General features: G+C 67.7%; 20 protein-coding genes and 1 pseudogene. 10 read left to right on the forward strand and 11 right to left on the reverse strand.

What is annotated here, in order from left to right; translation table 11 throughout:
- Nucleotides 1-685: 685 nt before the first annotated feature.
- Together ACWF4Z_RS03985 and ACWF4Z_RS03990 are read right to left on the reverse strand one after the other, a co-directional pair.
- Nucleotides 686-1,420 carry a transposase gene (locus ACWF4Z_RS03985; protein ID WP_452241433.1) on the reverse strand — a complete coding sequence of 245 codons (735 nt, stop codon included), beginning with the start codon at nt 1,418-1,420 and terminating at the stop codon, nt 686-688.
- A gap of 141 nt (nt 1,421-1,561) precedes the next feature.
- Nucleotides 1,562-2,470: a LysR family transcriptional regulator gene (locus ACWF4Z_RS03990; protein ID WP_452241434.1), complete on the reverse strand. Its 909-nt coding sequence runs from the start codon at nt 2,468-2,470 to the stop codon at nt 1,562-1,564.
- A 73-nt stretch (nt 2,471-2,543) separates the two neighbouring features.
- Between ACWF4Z_RS03990 and ACWF4Z_RS03995 the strand changes: the two genes are divergently transcribed.
- Nucleotides 2,544-3,530, forward strand: a complete 987-nt coding sequence (locus tag ACWF4Z_RS03995) for an EamA family transporter (RefSeq protein ID WP_452241435.1) — start codon at nt 2,544-2,546, stop codon at nt 3,528-3,530.
- A 56-nt stretch (nt 3,531-3,586) separates the two neighbouring features.
- Here ACWF4Z_RS03995 and ACWF4Z_RS04000 read toward each other — a convergent pair.
- From ACWF4Z_RS04000 to ACWF4Z_RS04010, 3 genes and pseudogenes are all read right to left on the reverse strand, one after another.
- Nucleotides 3,587-4,033 (reverse strand): annotated as a pseudogene (locus ACWF4Z_RS04000) (flavin reductase family protein); the annotation flags it as partial.
- A gap of 34 nt (nt 4,034-4,067) precedes the next feature.
- Complete coding sequence (locus ACWF4Z_RS04005; RefSeq protein WP_452241436.1) at nt 4,068-4,769, reverse strand: TIGR03943 family putative permease subunit; 702 nt, start codon at nt 4,767-4,769, stop codon at nt 4,068-4,070.
- Nucleotides 4,766-5,764 (reverse strand): permease, encoded by a 999-nt coding sequence (locus ACWF4Z_RS04010; RefSeq protein ID WP_452241437.1) that lies wholly within the window; start codon nt 5,762-5,764, stop codon nt 4,766-4,768. Before ACWF4Z_RS04010 ends, ACWF4Z_RS04005 begins: the two co-directional genes overlap by 4 nt.
- Before the next feature lie 79 nt (nt 5,765-5,843).
- On the opposite strand from ACWF4Z_RS04010, the gene ACWF4Z_RS04015 reads away from it, so the two are divergent.
- Nucleotides 5,844-7,028 (forward strand): serpin family protein, encoded by a 1,185-nt coding sequence (locus ACWF4Z_RS04015; protein WP_452241438.1) that lies wholly within the window; start codon nt 5,844-5,846, stop codon nt 7,026-7,028.
- On the opposite strand, the gene ACWF4Z_RS04020 is transcribed toward ACWF4Z_RS04015, so the two are convergent.
- Nucleotides 7,009-7,557, reverse strand: coding sequence for a TetR/AcrR family transcriptional regulator (locus tag ACWF4Z_RS04020; RefSeq protein ID WP_452241439.1), 549 nt, complete (start codon nt 7,555-7,557; stop codon nt 7,009-7,011). The genes ACWF4Z_RS04015 and ACWF4Z_RS04020 overlap by 20 nt on opposite strands.
- Nucleotides 7,547-7,963 (reverse strand): SRPBCC family protein, encoded by a 417-nt coding sequence (locus ACWF4Z_RS04025; RefSeq protein WP_452241440.1) that lies wholly within the window; start codon nt 7,961-7,963, stop codon nt 7,547-7,549. The genes ACWF4Z_RS04020 and ACWF4Z_RS04025 overlap by 11 nt, the downstream gene beginning before the upstream one ends.
- Nucleotides 7,964-8,024: 61 nt before the next feature.
- Here ACWF4Z_RS04025 and ACWF4Z_RS04030 point away from each other — a divergent pair, with 61 nt between their 5' ends.
- The 5 genes from ACWF4Z_RS04030 to ACWF4Z_RS04050 all read left to right on the forward strand — a co-directional run bounded on the left by ACWF4Z_RS04030 (nt 8,025) and on the right by ACWF4Z_RS04050 (nt 12,269).
- Nucleotides 8,025-8,219: a hypothetical protein gene (locus tag ACWF4Z_RS04030; protein WP_452241441.1), complete on the forward strand. Its 195-nt coding sequence runs from the start codon at nt 8,025-8,027 to the stop codon at nt 8,217-8,219.
- 4 nt (nt 8,220-8,223) lie between these two features.
- Nucleotides 8,224-8,901 (forward strand): PhzF family phenazine biosynthesis protein, encoded by a 678-nt coding sequence (locus ACWF4Z_RS04035; protein WP_452241442.1) that lies wholly within the window; start codon nt 8,224-8,226, stop codon nt 8,899-8,901.
- Nucleotides 8,902-8,979: 78 nt separating this feature from the next.
- A complete protein-coding gene (locus tag ACWF4Z_RS04040) occupies nt 8,980-9,822 on the forward strand; it encodes a nitrilase-related carbon-nitrogen hydrolase (RefSeq protein WP_452241443.1) in 843 nt (280 codons plus the stop codon).
- 35 nt (nt 9,823-9,857) lie between these two features.
- Nucleotides 9,858-11,264, forward strand: a complete 1,407-nt coding sequence (hydA, locus tag ACWF4Z_RS04045) for a dihydropyrimidinase (protein WP_452241444.1) — start codon at nt 9,858-9,860, stop codon at nt 11,262-11,264.
- Between the two features lie 12 nt (nt 11,265-11,276).
- Entirely contained in the window at nt 11,277-12,269 is a 993-nt protein-coding gene (locus tag ACWF4Z_RS04050) for a TIGR03842 family LLM class F420-dependent oxidoreductase (RefSeq protein WP_452241445.1), read from the forward strand.
- On the opposite strand, the gene ACWF4Z_RS04055 is transcribed toward ACWF4Z_RS04050, so the two are convergent.
- Nucleotides 12,253-12,798 (reverse strand): winged helix-turn-helix transcriptional regulator, encoded by a 546-nt coding sequence (locus ACWF4Z_RS04055; protein ID WP_452241446.1) that lies wholly within the window; start codon nt 12,796-12,798, stop codon nt 12,253-12,255. The genes ACWF4Z_RS04050 and ACWF4Z_RS04055 overlap by 17 nt on opposite strands.
- A gap of 29 nt (nt 12,799-12,827) precedes the next feature.
- On the opposite strand from ACWF4Z_RS04055, the gene ACWF4Z_RS04060 reads away from it, so the two are divergent.
- Nucleotides 12,828-13,211, forward strand: coding sequence for a VOC family protein (locus ACWF4Z_RS04060; protein WP_452241447.1), 384 nt, complete (start codon nt 12,828-12,830; stop codon nt 13,209-13,211).
- A 12-nt stretch (nt 13,212-13,223) separates the two neighbouring features.
- On the opposite strand, the gene ACWF4Z_RS04065 is transcribed toward ACWF4Z_RS04060, so the two are convergent.
- The gene (locus ACWF4Z_RS04065; protein WP_452241448.1) at nt 13,224-13,622 is read right to left on the reverse strand and encodes a cytidine deaminase family protein; all 399 of its coding nucleotides are present in this window, start codon (nt 13,620-13,622) and stop codon (nt 13,224-13,226) included.
- Nucleotides 13,622-14,899: an ABC transporter substrate-binding protein gene (locus ACWF4Z_RS04070; protein ID WP_452241449.1), complete on the reverse strand. Its 1,278-nt coding sequence runs from the start codon at nt 14,897-14,899 to the stop codon at nt 13,622-13,624. The genes ACWF4Z_RS04065 and ACWF4Z_RS04070 overlap by 1 nt, the downstream gene beginning before the upstream one ends.
- Before the next feature lie 179 nt (nt 14,900-15,078).
- Here ACWF4Z_RS04070 and ACWF4Z_RS04075 point away from each other — a divergent pair, with 179 nt between their 5' ends.
- Entirely contained in the window at nt 15,079-15,288 is a 210-nt protein-coding gene (locus tag ACWF4Z_RS04075) for a type II toxin-antitoxin system VapB family antitoxin (protein ID WP_452241450.1), read from the forward strand.
- Nucleotides 15,285-15,722 (forward strand): PIN domain-containing protein, encoded by a 438-nt coding sequence (locus ACWF4Z_RS04080; RefSeq protein ID WP_452241451.1) that lies wholly within the window; start codon nt 15,285-15,287, stop codon nt 15,720-15,722. Before ACWF4Z_RS04075 ends, ACWF4Z_RS04080 begins: the two co-directional genes overlap by 4 nt.
- A 21-nt stretch (nt 15,723-15,743) precedes the next feature.
- Here the strand turns inward: ACWF4Z_RS04080 and ACWF4Z_RS04085 are convergent, their stop codons facing one another.
- Nucleotides 15,744-16,790: a carbohydrate kinase family protein gene (locus tag ACWF4Z_RS04085; protein ID WP_452241933.1), complete on the reverse strand. Its 1,047-nt coding sequence runs from the start codon at nt 16,788-16,790 to the stop codon at nt 15,744-15,746.
- Between the last annotated feature and the right edge of the window lie 581 nt (nt 16,791-17,371).

Genomic DNA, 17,371 nt, shown 5'->3' on the forward strand with positions numbered 1-17,371 from the left:
TGACCGACCGCACCCGCTACATCGTCGTCTGTGATGCTCCGCTCGCCTGACGCCTGGGGGGCGTGCACGCCGCCCGAGAGCGTGGCTGGAGTCCCTGCGTCATCCCCACAGATGCAGGTCTGCCGTGGCTCGAAGGGCAAGACCTGGTCGACGTTCCGGCCCTAACCTCGACGTTTCGTGCGACCAGCAGACAGGAGGTCATCGTGGGTTGGTGATTTGTTGTTGACAAGCTCGTTGTCGCCTGCGGGTGTGAGTCCGGTCCGGGTAGCTGCCAGGAGGCCCGGTAGCAGGCTGGCGGTGTCGGAGGGAAACGTCCGGTGTCGAAGCCCAGCGTCAGAAGCCCTTCAAAGGGGGGAGCGATTGAGCGGTCCGTAGTATGAAGCGAAGCCTGCGGCGTCGTTATGGGTCTGCCTGAGAGGGTGGGCGCAGGGAGTGCCGAGCCCCCGAAATCAGGGTGAAGGCCATGGAAGCGGTGGAGAGCCTGGAGTGCAGCCGTGAGGGACTCCTCGGCGTATGGGGCGCGGAACGTTCAGAAGGTGATGGCGGGAACTGGTGGGGCCCTCCCCGGTCCGGCGGCCTGCGAAGGGTTGTCGTCGGAGCGGCGTGCCCTATAACCGGTGACCCCGGGAAGAGGGTGGCCTGCCGGGTGGGCGTCGGAGGCGGCCGCGTGGCCGCGGTGCTGGGTTTAGGCTTGCAGGGTCTGGATGCTGCTGGTCACGAACACCGCGTGGTGACGCCAACTGCCGAACAGTTCGTCTTGGCCTGTGGTGGCGGCCGGGCTGAGCCGTATGACCCGGCGCACGATCAACCGGCCGTGGACCTGCTGGTTGTTCGGCCGTGACGTGAACGCGGTGTAGGAGATCTCGGCGACCTCGGCGTCGGAGACCAGCTCACCGGTTTCGGTATCGACAAACGCGTCCGGGTAGTGGATCGGTGTCCAGCCGGTGTCGCCGATCGTCGCGATCGCGGCGTCCACGCTCGGGTTGGAGCCGGTGGTCAGCGATACCGACGCGCCGTAGCGGGCCGCGGCCGCGGCCACGCCGGCGGTGTAGAACTTGCTGTCGGCGCGCACCACGACCCGCGCGTCCGGGGCGATCGCCCGGACCGTGGTCAGGGCTTCGGCCAGGAACCGGGCCGCCCCACGCACGTCGGCGGCCTTGCCCTTGCGGAGCCGGGCCGCCGCCACCACCGGCCGCGCGATCGGGGTCCACATGGTCGCGATCAGCGGGTGCAGGGTCTTCTTGCCCTTCAACCGGCCCACCTTTGCGCCCTGCTTGGCGTAGCCATGCACCTGCCGGTGAGTCGAGTCCCTGTCCACGAACACCACCTCGTCCGCGCCCGGCAGCAACTCCACCCGCCCCTTCGGATCATCGAACGCGACATCCACCGACGCCGCCGGAAACATGTGAGACAGTTGCACCTACGAGATGCCCTTCGTGAGCGAGGACTTCGGACCCTAGACAAGCCCGATTCTCCCGCCACGCAAGGGCATTCTCGCACTACGGCACGCTCATACCACCAAACTCATCGGTGGATCCGGGCTAAGGGCCTTTACTTCCGATCAAGCGGTGTCGCGGTCGGGCCAGGCGGCCTTCAGGGTCTTCAGGGTGACCGAGATCGCCGGCCGACGGGAAGTCGTCGTCCGCCACACGGCGTACAGGCGGCGGCTCGGAGCGGGCTGCAGCGGTACGACGACCACGCCGGCCGGGATCGGGCCGCGGCCGAGGCGGGGGAGCAGGCCGATCCCGATCCCGTTGGCCAGCATGGCCAGTTGGGTTTGATACTCGGCGACCGAATAGGCGACTTGCGGCTCGACTCCGGCGCGGCGCATCGTCCGCATCAGCCACTCGTAGCAGATCGAGCCGGTCGGCTGGCAGATCCAGCGCTCGCCGACCAGGTCCTCCGCGCGGACGAACTCCTTACCGGCCAGGCGATGCGTCGCCGGGACCAGTACGTCGGCCGGGTCCGAACCGAGCTTCACGCTGGACAGCTCCTCCGGCAGGCTGAGTGGCGCGTTGTGCCAGTCGTGCACGACGGCCACGTGGATCTCGCCACGGTTGACTGCGGCAACGGCTTCGAACGGATCGGTCTCGATCAGGTGGACGTCCAGGCCGGGGTTGCCGTCGATCAGTCGACCGAGTGCCTTTGGCAAGAGTCCCCGGGCGGCGGTCGGGAAGGCCGCGATCGTCAAGGTCCCGATCGCCTGTCCCCGTTGCTCCTCCAGGGTCAGCTCGGCGTCCTCGACCAGCTCGAGAATGCGCGCGGCCGTCGCCGCCAGCTGCCGGGCCGCGTCGGTCAGCACGATCCCGCGGCCCTGCCGCTCGATCAGTGTCGTGTGTGTCTCGCGCTCCAGCTTGGCCAGCTGCTGCGACACCGCCGACGGCGTGTACCCGAGCACCTCGGCGGCGCGATTCACCGATCCGTACTGCGCGACCGCCTGCAAGGCCCGGAGTCGACCGAGATCCATCATGTAGCACTCCTACATCGAAGACGGTAGAAACCAGTGCTGGTCCTTAAGTGTAGTCCCGCCGAGACTGGACCGTATGAAACCCCGTGACCTGTTGCTCGCGCTCGGTGTCGTCATCGTCTGGGGCGTGAACTTCGTCGTGATCGACGTCGGCCTGGAAGACTTCCCGCCGCTGTTCTTCTCCGCGCTGCGGTTCTTCTTCGCCGCCGTGCCCGCGATCTTCCTGCTCGGCAAGCCGCGCGTCGCCTGGCGGTATGTGATCGGCGTCGGCCTCGCGCTCGGTGTGGCGAAGTTCGGCCTGCTGTTCATCGCGATGAAGTCCGGTGTCCCGGCCGGCCTGGCGTCGCTGGTGCTGCAGTGCCAGGTGATCTTCACGCTGCTGTTCGCGATCCTCATCCTGCGCGAACGTCCCCGCCGTACCCAAGTCGCCGGCTGCCTGATCGCCTGCGTCGGGATGGTGCTGATCCTGCTGGACAACGGCCTGTCCGCGCCGCTCGGCGCACTCGCGCTGGTGATCGCAGCCGGTGCGTTCTGGGGCGTCTCCAACACCATCACGCGGTATGCGAAGCCGCCGGACACGCTCCGGTTCATGGTCTGGGTCAGCGCGATCGCCGTCGTACCGCTGATGTTGTTGTCCTTGGCAACCGAAGGCCCGAGAGCTGGGGTGGACGCATTACGCGGGATCCAGCTCTCGGGCATCGGTTCGATCGCTTACCTCGCCTTCGCCGCGACCCTGTTCGGCTTCGGCTCGTGGGGCTACCTGCTGCGCCAGTACGACGCGAGCACGGTGGCGCCGTTCTCACTCCTCGTGCCGGTGGTCGCGATGGCCACCGCCTGGGCGGTGCGCGGCGAGACGATCGGGCTGCAGCAGGGCATCGCGGCCGTGCTGGTGATCGGCGGGATGGCGTGCACGGTCGTCCGGCGCCGTCAGCGCTCGGACACCAACGGCATGGGCGGCATGTCCCAGCCCCGCGCCAACGAGGACGCGTACACGGGTGAGCCGTTGGCGAAGTACTCGGTGAACTTCATGATCAAGGGATCCCAGCGCAGGGGATCGATGTAGCGATCATTGCTCATCAACAGGTCCTCACGAACGCGGACGCGCTCGACCGTCAGCTCGAACGCACACATATCCCCGTCGGGTCCACCGACGTCATGAGTGTTGACGATCCGACCCTCGAGAGTGATCGGGCTCTCCTCGACGGCGTCCAAGCCGGGCACGTCACTCGGCTCACGGGTCAGACCGCCGGCGGCGAACTTGTCCGGCTCGTACCGGTAACCGCGGGCGCGTTTGCGGTCGGACATTTCCTCGGACCCCGTGAGCAAGGCGATCCGGTCGAGGGCGGCGACCATGGCCGGGTCGACGAGGTTGAGGATGGCCTCCGGCCGCTCGGCGAAGTTCTTCACCGTTTGGGCGCTCTTGCCCATTCCGAGCATCGCGGAGTACCCGAGCCACCACGCGGACGACATCGGGGCGAGGTTCGTGGTGCCGTCGGGGTTGAGGGAGCTGATCAGGACAACCGGCGTACCGAAGTACAGGACCTTGGGCTCGACAGTGCGCTTCATACCGATGGAACGTTGGCGCGCCGAGATGTGTGAGTCACTCGTACGGATTGACGGGCGCGGCGACCGGCGTGACGGTCTCGATGGTGAGGGCGGCGACGTCGCCGTCGACGCGTTTGGTCGGCTCGGCCCACTGGCCGGTCACGGTGACCCACTGGTTCTTCGGCGGGGCGGCCTGACCACGAGCCTCGACCATGAACGCCGTACCGTCGGCGACGCAGCAGGTGAGCCCGATGCGGGTCAGGTACCACGTGCCGTCCTTGGCCGGAGTCACGAAGCCGGTCAACTGGAACGCGCGGCCCTTCATGCTCTCCTTCTCCCACACCGCCCAGACCGAATAGTCCCGGACGGCCAACGCGACCGGCGCGTCGCCCTGCTGTGCGAGCCAGCCGTTGTCCTTGGGCGCAACGGGTTTGGACGCAACCGGGGACTGCCGTTGGGCCGCGTCCGCGCCGAGAGCCGGCGGGTCGACGACCAGCAGCGCGAAGATCGGGATCAGCAGCAACCAGGCTGCGCGAGGCAGCAGGTGACCGTGCCCATGTCCGTCGTCCGCAGGCGGCTTCTTGCGGGTATCGGCGAGTACGTCGGCGACCGCGAGCGCGATCAGGATCAGGCCGGCCGCGAACAACATCCAGCGCATACCGGGTTTGACGTAGCGCAGGTAGGTGCCCGACGTCGCGAGCTGAACCACCGCGGCGCCGACGAACACCATCACCAGGCCGGCGACGTTCCGCCTCACAACAACCACCACCCGACGACGAGGCTGGCCAGTACGGCGACCACGAACGTGGCCGGCGCGAACCGGACGGCGAACTTCGGGCCGAACGTCCCGGTCTGCAACGCGATCAGCTTCACGTCCACGATCGGCCCGACCACCATGAACGCGAGCCGCGCGGTCAACGAGAACTGCGACAGGCTGGCCGCCACGAACGCGTCCGCCTCCGAACAGATCGCCAGCAGCACGGCGAGGAGCCCGAGGATGACCACGGACAGCAGGAGGTTCCCCGCGACGTGGTCGAGCCACGTGCGCGGGACCACGACGTTCAGAGTGGCCGCGGCCGCGGCGCCGACGACGAGGAACCCACCGGCGTGCAGGAAGTCGTGCAGCATCGCCGAGCGGAACACGTCGAACTTGCCGGCGTCCTCGGCGTGCCGGTTCTTCGGCAGCTTCAGCCAGGAACCGCCCTTACCGGTCAACAACCACAGCCAGCCGAGGATCATCGAGACACCCAGCGAGGTCACCGCGCGGGCGATCACCACCTTGGGCTGACCGGGAAACGCCACTGCCGTCGACGCGAGTACGACGGGATTGATCGCCGGCGCGGACAGCAGGAACGCGATCGCGGCGGCAGGTGTCACGCCACGATTCATCAACGCGGCCGAGACCGGTACCGACGCGCATTCACAGCCGGGCAGGATGACGCCGGACGCACTGGCGACCGGTACGGCGAGGGCCGGATGCTTGGGGAGCGCCTTCGCGAAGAATGACGCCGGGACGAACGCGGTCAGCGCGGCCGACAGCAGCACGCCGAGGACCAGGAACGGGAGCGCCTGCACGGTCACGCCCACGAACATCGTCGCCCAGGTCCGGACGCCGTCGTCGGTGAAGAACCCGTTGAACAGCCGCCGCCCGAACAACGCCAGCCCCACGAGCAGCACCAGCGTCGCGGTGAAGGCGATCGAGGACCCGGCAGGCTCCGTCTTCTCCTTCACCAGTTCTGGCGTCGTGGACATGACCGGCATCCTGGCAGAAAGTTCCTGGAAATGAAAACCACCACCAACCTGTATTTCTCGCCTGTGGCAGGCTGGATTTATGGATGCCGACGTGGTGCGTGCAGTCAACGACCTGACTAGCCGCTGGGCTCGTGAGCTCCCAGCAGGTAACACCCTGATGTCCGGGCTGGGGTTGTGGCCTCTGCTGGCGACCCTCGCGACGGCGGCCGACGAACCAGGCCGTGCCGAGCTGGCCCGGGCCGCGGGAATCGACGCGGCAGCGGGATCCCAAGACGCCCTCGCGTTGGTCCAGGCGATCGAGGGCTCGTCCGACCTGCACGCGGCGCTCGGCGTGTGGGTGAACGAGCACCTGAAGCTCGCCGAGACGTTCGACAGCGTGATGCCGGCACCGCTCGTCGGTATGCTCACCGGCCGCTCAGACGTCGACAAGCCGAAGCTGGACGCGTGGGCGGCCGAGCACACCCAGAACCTCATTCGCGAAATGCCGCTCCAGCTCACGCCTGATGTCATGCTCGTTCTCGCGTCGGCGCTGTCGCTGCGCACGACATGGGTCCGTCCGTTCACCGAACAGGTCAAGCGCGTCCCGGACGGCCCGTGGGTGGGCTCGTGGCATTGGCTCGAGCGGGTGGACAAGGACCTCGACGCCGTACGCCGGTACGAGCATGCCGGAGCCGGGTGGCTCACTGTCGTGACGGTCGCCGGTGATGCCGACGTGGACGTGCTGCTCGGGATCGGACCATCGCAGGTCGCGCAGGCTGACGTCCTGGGCGCACTCCTGGATGTGTCCGCCCGGCCGGCCGATGGTGTGCCTGGGAGCCGCCTGATCGATCAGGGCGAGCCCGGCTGGGAGGCCTCGCCCGGGGTGAAGCTCGTGCTGAGCACGTCGTCCACTCCAGATGTGAAGCTGACACTGCCCGCGTTCGCGGTCGAGGCCGAGCATGATCTGCTGGCGTTGCGTGACCTGTTCGGGCTGAGCGCGGTGACGACAGATCCGGGCGAGCGCGGCCACTTCAGCGCGATCAGCCCGGCGCCGCTCGCGATCGGGCAGGCCAAGCAGAAGGTGCTCGCGCGGTTCTTCGCGACCGGGTTCGAGGCTGCGGCGGTCACGGCCATGGCCCTGATGCGTACGTCGATGCAGACCCGCCAGTCCCGTCGGCTCGAGGTCTCGCTGGACCGACCGTTCGCCTTCGCCGCCGTACAGCGGGAGGCCCGCCTGCCGATCGTTGCCGGCTGGGTGCAGACGCCTACTGAGCCGGGAGCGTGAAGAGCCGGTTGAGCAGTGCGGACGCCTCGTCGACGCCTTGACGGTCGCCGGTGAGGAGCAGGTCGAAGAGGAGTCCGCGCGAGGCCGCCAGACCCAACCGCGCGTACGCCGGTGCTTCGTCGTACGGAATGCCCGCACGGACGCACAAGTCGATGAGCGGTGGGAGCCACACGGTGATCAGGTCGGCTTTGAGGGCCTCGGTGTGCGGCAGGCCTTGCATCGCGTGAGCGCTCAACTCGAAGAACAGTGGGCCGTAGATCAGCGTCGCCTCAGTGACGCGTCGCCAGAACTCCTCGGACTGCGCGGCGATCGGCAGGTCGGAGTCGGTGAGCGTGGCGAGCAGGTCGCGCTGCTGCTGTTCGACCGTGCGGACCACCTCGGCGAGCAAACCCTCGCGGGAGCCGAAGTGGTAGATGAGCATCCGATGGCTGGTACCGATCGAGGTGGCGATGGCGCGCAGGCTCGCGTCGCCGATGCCGTTCTTGGCGAAGTGCTGAACGGCATCGGCCAGCAGGACCTCACGACTCACTGAGCTGCTTCAGCTTCTCGGTCTCGGTGGCGATGTAGCGCCTGGTCAGACCGGCGTACAGCTTCCCGAAGAGCCAGCCGAACGGGCCCTCCTGGATGATCGTCGCGGTCGCGACCGTGCCTTCCGGCGTACTGACCACGCGGTGCTGACCCGTCGTCTTGATCCCCGGCGCCTTCGAGACCCACTCGAAGAACTCGCCGTCCTTGAGCTCCGTCACCTCCCAGATCGCCACCGGGAGCTTCGGCTGCCGGATGCGGGTCCGGGCGCCGATATGGAGAGGACCCGCGTCGAGACGCTCGACGGACTCGACGGTCGGAGTCCACTCGGGCCACCGCTCGACGTCGCTGAACAGCTGCCACACCCGCTCGGGTGCGGCCTGGATCGTGCTGGAATGATCGAAGCGCATGTACCAAATGGTACATCAGGCCTGTTCGGGCTTGAGCGGCCAGGCGGGTAGGGTCTGGCCCATGGCTGACCAGAACGTCCCCCCGAACGTGGAGAACGAGCAGGACCCAGGCGCGAACACCCAGATGTTCCGCGCCTTCGTCAACGAGGGCCAGACCGGGCCCGCCGTCGAACCGAAGCTCAACGGTCGCACCCTCGCCGTCGTCGGCGCTGCTGTGGTCCTCATCGCGGTCATCGCCGCGATCCTCGTCTTCTGACGCGTTGACAGTCCTTCCCGTCGAGGTCGTTCGGGTCTTCACCGACCCCGACGGCCGGTTCGGCAACCCCCTCGGCATCGTCGACGGCCGCCTGGTCCCGCCCGCCGACCGCCTGCGCGTCGCCGCCGCCCTCGGCTACAGCGAGACCGTGTACGTCGACGACCCGGCCACGGGCACGCTCCGTATCTATTCGGCCACCGGCGAGATGCCCTTCGCGGGCCACCCCACCGTCGGCGCCGCCTGGTGGCTGCACGCTCAAGGCCATCCGGTCGAGGCATTGAACGTCCCGGCCGGTCGGATCCCCGTCACAGTCTCAGGCGATCTCTTCTCGGTCCGGGCCGACACCACGTGGGGTAGCAGCTTCGAGTGGCTTGAGCTGGACACCCCGGCAGACGTCCTTGCCGCCGAGCCCGCGTCGTACTCGGCGGACCACACCTATCTCTGGTCCTGGCAGGACGAGGCCGCGGGGATCATCCGCGCTCGAGCCTTCGCGCCCGCGATGGGTGTCGAGGAAGATGAGGCCACCGGGTCAGCCGTCACCCAGCTCACCGCTCGCCTGGGCCGCGACCTCCACATCGTCCAAGGCGCAGGCTCTCACCTCTACACCGCCTGGCAACCGCCTGGCCACGCGACCGTCGGCGGTCGGGTCGCCGCGGCGGAACCCCGCACCATCACGATCTGACCCGTCGGTCGTCCGCATTCGTTGACGGGTGTGGGGGAGCGGATGGAGCATGGGGGCTCGGCTATTGGGGAGGTATCGGTGGCGGAGGTTGTTCGGGCCGGCTTGGTGCAGACGTCGTGGACCGGCGACAAAGAGTCGATGATCAAGGCGCACGAGGAGTATGCGCGGCAGGCGGCAGCGGCTGGGGTGCGGGTGCTGTGCTTCCAGGAGCTGTTCTACGGGCCGTACTTCTGCCAGCTGCAGGATCCGAAGTTCTACGAGTATGCCGAAGCCGTGCCGGGACCGACCGTCGAGCGGTTCGCCGCGCTCGCCAAGGAGCTCGGGATGGTGATAGTGCTCCCGGTGTACGAGCAGGAGCAGCCGGGCGTGCTGTACAACACCGCAGCGGTCATCGATGCCGACGGCAAGTACCTGGGCAAGTACCGGAAGAACCACATTCCGCAGGTGCAGGGCTTCTGGGAGAAGTTCTACTTCCGCCCCGGGAACCTCGGCTACCCGGTCTTCGACACCGCGGTCGGCCGCATCGGCGTCTACATCTGCTACGACCGGCACTTCCCCGAGGGGTGGCGCGCGCTCGGCCTGGCCGGGGCGAAGATCGTGTTCAACCCGTCCGCGACCAGCCGGGGGTTGTCGGCGTACCTCTGGAAGCTCGAACAGCCGGCCTCGGCCGTGGCGAACGAGTACTTCATCGGCGCGATCAACCGGGTCGGCATCGAGTCCGACTTCGGCGACAACGACTTCTACGGTACGTCGTACTTCGTCGACCCGGAGGGGAAGTTCGTCGGCGACGTCGGCCACGACCACGACCCGGAGCTGATCGTCCGCGACCTGGACCTCAACCTGCTCGACACGGTCCGCGACCGCTGGCAGTTCTACCGCGACCGCCGCCCGGACGCCTACGGAGACCTGACGAAGCCGTAATACTTTCTTCTACCGCTCAGCGAGGAGTGGCGCAGATGTCTTTGCTGGTTAAGGGTGGAACTGTCGTCGGGCCGACCGGGACTCGGGTTGCGGACGTGCTGGTCGAGGGCGAGAAGATCGTCGCGGTGCTCGACCCGTCGTACACCCCGGCGGTGGTCGCGGACGAGGTGATCGATGCCGGCGGCAAGTATGTGATACCGGGCGGGATCGACGCGCACACGCACATGGAGATGCCGTTCGGCGGTACGTCGGCCAGCGACACGTTCGACACCGGCACCCGGGCGGCGGCGTACGGCGGGACCACGACGATCATCGACTTCGCCATCCAGCGGACCGGTGAGGTCGTGCAGGACGGGCTCGCCGCGTGGCATACGAAGGCCGACGGCAATTGCCACATTGACTACGCGTTCCACATGATCCTCGGCGGCGTCGACACCGACGCGCTGAAGGCGATGGACCAGCTCGTCGCGGACGAGGGCATCACGAGCTTCAAGCTGTTCATGGCCTACCCGGGCGTCTTCTACTCCGACGACGGCCAGATCCTGCGCGCGATGCAGACCGCGCGGGAGAACGGCGCCATGATCATGATGCACGCCGAGAACGGCATCGCGATCGATGTCCTTGTGCAGCAGGCGATCGCGCGCGGTGAGACCGACCCGATCTACCACGGCATCACCCGGCCGGCAGCGCTCGAGGCCGAGGCGACGAACCGCGCGATCTCGCTCGCCGAGGTCGCTCAGGACTGCCCGCTCTACATCGTGCATCTGTCCGCGAGTCAGGCGCTGGCGAAGGTCGCCGAGGCTCGGGATGCCGGGCGCAACGTGTTCGCCGAGACGTGCCCGCAGTACCTGTACCTGACGTTGGAGGACCAGCTCGGCGCGCCCGGATTCGAAGGCGCCAAGTGGGTCTGCTCGACGCCGCTGCGGAGCAAGCACGAGTCGCACGCTCGCGATCTGTGGAAGGGCCTGCGGAGCAACGACCTCGCGATCGTGTCGACCGACCACTGCCCGTTCTGCATGAAAGACCAGAAGGAACTCGGCATCGGCGACTTCTCCAAGATCCCGAACGGGATCGGCGGCGTCGAGCATCGCGTCGACCTGATCTACCAAGGCGTTGTCGACGGCAACCTTTCGCTGGAGCGCTGGGTCGAGACGATCTCGACCACGCCGGCCCGGATGTTCGGGCTGTATCCGCAGAAGGGCATCGTCCAGCCCGGCTCCGACGCCGACCTGGTCGTCTACGATCCCGCCGGTACGACTAGGATCGGTGTCGAGACCCATCACATGAACCTGGACTACTCGGCGTACGAAGGGGTCGAGATCCAGGGCCGTGTGGGCACCGTCATCTCCCGCGGCGAGGTGATCGTGGCTGACGGCAACTACCATGGCCGCAAGGGCCGGGGGAAGTTCCTCAAACGCGGCCTGTCGTCGTACTTGGTCTGAGGGGAAGAAGCCGTGGACTTCGGTGTGGTGTTCCAGTGCGATCCGCCCGCGTCCGCGGTCGTGGAGCTGGCGGGGAAGGCCGAGGAGGCCGGGTTCGACTACGTGTGGACGTTCGACTCGCACCTGCTCTGGCAGGAGCCGTTCGTCATCTACAGCCAGATCCTGGCCACGACCCAGCGGGTGATCGTCGGCCCGATGGTGACGAACCCGGGGACGCGCGACTGGACCGTGATCGCCTCGCAGTTCGCCACGCTGAACGAGATGTTCGGCAACCGGACGATCTGCGGCATCGGCCGCGGCGACTCCGCGCTCCGGACGCTCGGCGCCAAGCCCGGCACGATCGACGAGCTGAAGCAGTGCGTCGAGGTGGTCCGGTCGCTGGCCCGCGGCGAGACCGTCGAGTACCGCGGGCAGCAGCTCAAGTTCGCGTGGGTCGAGAACGGTGCGTTGGACGTGTGGGTCGCGGCGTACGGGCCGAAGGCTCTGGCGGCGACCGGCGAAGTCGGCGACGGGTACATCCTGCAGCTCGCCGACCCGGACATCGCCGCGTGGATGATCGCCGCGGTACGCCGTTCCGCCGAGCAGGCCGGCCGTGATCCTGAGGCGATCAAGTTCTGTGTCGCGGCACCGGCGTACGTCGGGGACGACCTGGCCCACCAGCGTGAGCAGACGCGGTGGTTCGGTGGGATGGTCGGCAACCACGTCGCCGACATCGTCACCAGGTACGGCGCTTCCGGCGCGGTCCCGCAGGCGCTGACCGACTACATCGAGGGCCGGAAGGGCTACGACTACTCACAGCACGGCCGGGCGGGCAACACGCACACCGCCTTCGTGCCGGACGAGGTCGTCGACCGCTTCTGCATCCTCGGCTCGGTCGAGGACCACCTCGCTCGCCTGTCGGAGCTCCGCGACCTGGGCGTCGACCAGTTCGCCGTGTATCTCCAGCACGATGCGAAGGAAGAAACCCTCGAGGCCTACGGGAAGCACATCATCCCGGCGTTCTGACCTCGAGCCGTCGCGCCGCCTGAGCCAACCGGTTGCCCGCCGGGGTCACGGCGTACGACGTCGTCGGCGGGTAGCCCGTGGTCACGGTCCGGTTGACCAGCCCGGCCGGCTCCAGATCCTTCAGGGCGAGCGTCAGCGCGCGGTTCGAGGTGTCGGGCAGAGCGCTGCTGAGCTCCGAGAAGCGGCGGTCGCCGTCCGCGAGCGCAACCAGGATCGGTAAGGACCACTTCTTCAGGCCGATGTCGGTCGCGCCGAGCTCGTCGAGCAGGTCCGTCAGCGCGGCTGCGGGCTCGGCGATGCGGGTGCCCGCATCGGTCAGCAGGTACTCCGGTCGCAGCGGGTGACCATGTCCGGGGTTACGCCGGATCAGGCCGGCGTCGGTGAGGAAGACGAGTGTCCGGCTGAGGGACTCGCGGCTGACGCCGAGAGTGTGGGTGAGGTTGACGAAGCGTCCGCCGTACCCGCGCTGTAGCTCGGCGAGCACCGGGACCGCCCAGCGGAGGTGGACCAGGGACGCCAGCGTTGACACGAAAGTAAGCTTAGTATAAAAACAGGACCATGAGTGCGATCGAGTACGACGGGCGCGCCACCTGCGCCTTGGAAGTCGCCGATCTGGAGCGATCGCTGCGGTGGTACGAGCAGGCGCTCGGATTCACAGTCGTGCACCGGCTGGAGTCCTGGGGCTGGGCCGAGCTGAGTACGCCGCTGCCCGGCATCTCCATCGGGATCGGCCAGACCGAGAAGCCGGCCACCGACGGCGGTGTCGTGGTCACCTTCGGAGTCCACGACATCGACAAGGCCCGCGCCCACCTGGAGTCCTTCGACACCCGCTTCGACGGCGAAACCCGCCAAATCGAGAACGAAGTCCGCCTGGCCACCTTCTACGACCCCGACGGCAACACCTTCATGCTCGCCCAACGCCTCCTCCCCTTCGGCACCTGAAGGCCCGTCGGCTCAGCTAGGCGTCCAGCGGAGGGCAGCGGGTAGGAGGGCTTCGATGGGGGTCCAGCCGGGGGCTGGGAGGATGACTCGGATGCCTGGGTGGTAGTCGAGGAGGATCTGGCGGTCGCGGCCGCAGGGGGCGTAGATGCCGCGGTTCTCGTTGCCTACGGCCACGATTGTGGTGAGGTCGCGGGCGCCCTCGGCGCGGGCGCGGCCGAGGGCGACGAGCTCGGCGCAGGGGCCGCCGGTGAAGTGGTACAGGTTGATCCCGGCGTACATCCGGCCGTCCACACCGCGGACCGCGGCACCCATGGTGTAGACGCCGCCGTGTCCGTCGGTGTTCGCGTCGACCGTACGGCGAGCCAGCTCGATCAGCTCGTGGTCGTCGTCGGTCAGTGGTTGCAGGTCCATCAGCCGGTGATGCGCTTGAGCTCGGCGTCGACGACGGTCTTGACCTTCTTGACCTCGCCGGCGGGGTCGGCGCCGCTGCGGATGATGCGGTTGAGGGCGTCGGAGTACGCCGTACCGGATTTCGGGGACCACAGCAGCGGGGTCTGCGCGTGCCCGTTCTCGTTGACGAACTTCGCGGCGTCGGCGGCCGGTCCCGACTTCAGCTTGTCCGCCTTCGCGACCAGGCTCTGCCGGGCCGGGATGTGGAACCCGTACGACTGCGCGAAGTCGAGCTGGTCGTCGGTCTGATCGACCCACAGCCACTTGACGAACTTCTTGGCGGCATCGACATTCTTCGACTTCGCGTTCACGCACGAGGCATACGCACCGACCGGAACGCTCGGCTTGCCCGTGGTCGCGTTCAGCTTCGGCCACGGGAGTACGCCGAAGTCGTCCGGGAATGCCTTCTGGATCGCGGGAAGCGTCCACAGGCCGGTGAACTGCATCGCGGTCAGGCTCTGCGTGAACGCGGACGGGTCGGACCAGTCGGTCGGTGCCCCGAGCAACAAACTCTTCGAGGTGAAGAGTTCCCGCAGCTTGCTGAACGACTCGAACGCGGCCGGGTCGTCGAAGCCGAACTGGTTGTCCGCGGTCAGGTAGTCCAGCCCGGCCGACCACAGCGCCGGTCCACCGAGGACGCCGACACCGCCGTCGTTGCCGACGAACAGGCCCTTGACCTTGTCGGTGGTCAGCTTCTTCGCGGCGTCGAGCAGCTCGTCGACGGTCTGCGGCGGTTGGATGCCGGCCGCGCTCAGCAGGCTCTTGCGGTAGACGAGCAACTGCATGTCGGAGACCTGCGGGATCCCGTACAGCTTGCCCTGGTACGTCATCCGCTCGATCAGCGACGGCGTGAAGTCGGACTTCGCGTCCCCGAGCAGGTCGGTCAGCTCGACCACCTGGCCACCCTTGATCATGTCGATCGTCGGGCCGTTGCCGTACTCGAACACGTCCGGCCCTTGATCGGTCAGCAACGCGGTCGAGGTCTTCTTGTCGTAGTCACCCGGCGACCACTGCACGGTCACGGTCGCATCCGGATACGCCTTCGCGTACCGCTCGACCGCCTGCTGCGTGCCGGCTTCGCCGTACTGGTGGTACCACTGCGACAACGCGGGCTTGCCGCCCTCCGACCCACCCGACGGCGCCCGCCCGGTGTTCGATCCGCACCCGGCGACGGCCACCGCCGCCAGCCCGGCCCCCAGCCCCAGAATCCGACGCCGACTGATCCCAGCACCCGCCATGACAAACCCTCCATCCGCGCAGTCCCACAGCCCGCGCACCAAGCACCGACACTACGACCGCGAAGGTGCCCGGCGGCGGTAATTCCACCTCGTGAACCAGGAGGCGACCGACAACGATTCGATCAAGGTGTATATCAGAGCCTGTGGGTCTATATATACGGAGACATATCGTCGGTGACATGAAGACTCTGATCGATGTGGACGACGAGGCGTTGGCATTGGCGGCCAAGGAGTTGGGGACCGTGACGAAGAAGGACACCGTGAATGCGGCGCTGATGTTCGTGGCCAGACGCCGCGAACGCATCGAAGCCTTGCTCGACGATCCCTATGCCCTCGGCGTCGGTCCCGACATCGACGACCCCGACATCATGCGTGGGGCGCGCCGGTGACGGTGGTCTCCGCGGTTGGCAAGCTGTATCTGGTCGACACCTCCGCGGAGGCGCGGAGCAAGCACGCCGCGGTGCGGTCGGTGATCGCGGGACTGATCGTCGATCGAGCGGCCGCGACCTGCGTGACGGTCGATCTCGAGACCGGTTACTCCGGGCGGAACGTCGTCGACGTCGAGGCGATCGCTGCGCGTCGGCGCTCGCTGTACATCAATCTGCCGATGACCGAGGCGATCGCCGAGCGTGCCCGCGACGTACAGAAGCGGATAGCGGCGCGCGGCCTTCACCGTGCGGCCGGAATCGTCGATCTGATCACCGCCGCCGTCGCCGAGCAGCATGGCGCGGTGATTCTGCATTACGACGCGGACTTCGAGCACATCGCCGCGGTCACCGGGCAACCCCAGCTGTGGGTGGCTCCGCGCGGCTCGTTGAACTGAAGGGCGGTCAGGCGTTCGGCGTCAGGCGTCGGACAGGCGGGCGATGGTGGCTGAGGCGCGGCGGACGATGGGGACCGGGCCTTCGGGGAGTACGTCGCCGATGAACGCGTAGTGCTTGAGGATTTCGGGGTCTACGCCGCCGGGTCGGGTGCGGCTGTGGTCGCGGACCCAGTCGATGATGTCGCCCCAGCCGGGTGCCGCGAGGGAGCCGCCGAAGTGCTGGACGGACAGGCCGGCGCAGAGGTTGCCGAAGGCTAGACGGTGGGCGAGCGGCCAGCCGCGGAGCGTCCCGAGGACGAGTGACGCGAGGAAGACGTCGCCGGCACCGGTCGGGTCGTAGGAACGGACCGGGAGAGCCGGGACCTGCTCCTCTTCACCTGTCGTCGAGTCGATCGCGAGTACGCCCTCGGCGCCGTTCGTCACGACTGCCAGCGGGACGCGGTCGGCGAGCTTGTGCAAGGCAGCTTTGGGGGTGTCGGTGCGCGTGTAGGCCATCGCTTCGGACGCGTTCGGGGTGAACGCGTGGAAACCCTTCAGTACGTCGAGTACGGCGGGGGACCACTCGTCGGTCGGATCCCAGCCGACGTCGCCGAACAGCAGCGCACCGGACTCCATCGCCTCGACGGTCCAGCCCGGCAGTTCCTCCGCGACCGGCACGATCGCCGACCGGGTCTTCAGGCCGGGACCGACCAGTTTGCTGGGATCGCCCGGGGCCTCGTGGGCGTGCGTGACCATGGCCCGGTCCCGGTCGAGCGACATCGAGACGGTGACCGGGGAGTGCCAGTGGCCGATCCGGCGCGAGTGGGACAGATCCACGCCCTCTTGGTCGGCCAGGGTGCGCCAGCAGAAGTCGGCGTACACGTCGTCCCCGAAGACCGCGGCCAGGCCGGTGTTCAGGCCGAGGCGGCTGGCCGCGATCGCGAAGTTCGCGACGCCGCCCGGGCAAGAGCCCATACCCTCGGCGAAGATCTCGGTTCCGGTGGTCGGGGCGGACTCCAGGCCGGTCAGCACGATGTCCAGGAAGACAGTCCCCTGCACGAACACGTCGTAGCAGTCCGGTTCGTTCATCACGGTGACACCGCTCCTTGTCATCGTTGGCGCCGGCTCGCTCGCCGGCTCGTTCGCTCGCCGGCCTGCCGGGCCCGGCTTTTGGTCGGGGGCGGGTGGAATGCTCTCCTTCGTAGCATCTTCGACTGGTCAACACCACGGAAATGCCGATGACGCGTCCGAGTGCCGGGGGTGTGTCCCCGCTCCCCGGCTGAGCTGTGGATAACCGGCTCTTGTGTCGGATGTGTGGGTTGATTGGTCACCGCCTGCGGGGCGGCTGTTCTGTTGCCGCCTGCGGCGGGGGCGCAGGTGGTGGGTTCGCCGCTCGTGTTGGTGTGCGCTAGGTAACTGTGGTGGCGCGGTCTCCGGGCTGCGTGATGGTGCTGGTCGCGGCGGCGTGCGTCAAGGGCGCCTTCGGCGTCGCTGCGCGATCTTCGACCCTTGACCCACACCACCGCGACCAGGGAAGGATCACAGCTGTCCCGGAGCCGCTCACCCGAGTGGTCGCACATCGGATGTGATCACGGGAGTGGACTGTGGTGAGGCTGACGTACGGGGTCCGTGCGGGGTGGGTGTGGTTACGGGGGTGGACTGTGGTGAGG

Source organism: Kribbella sp. NPDC055071, assembly GCF_053608045.1.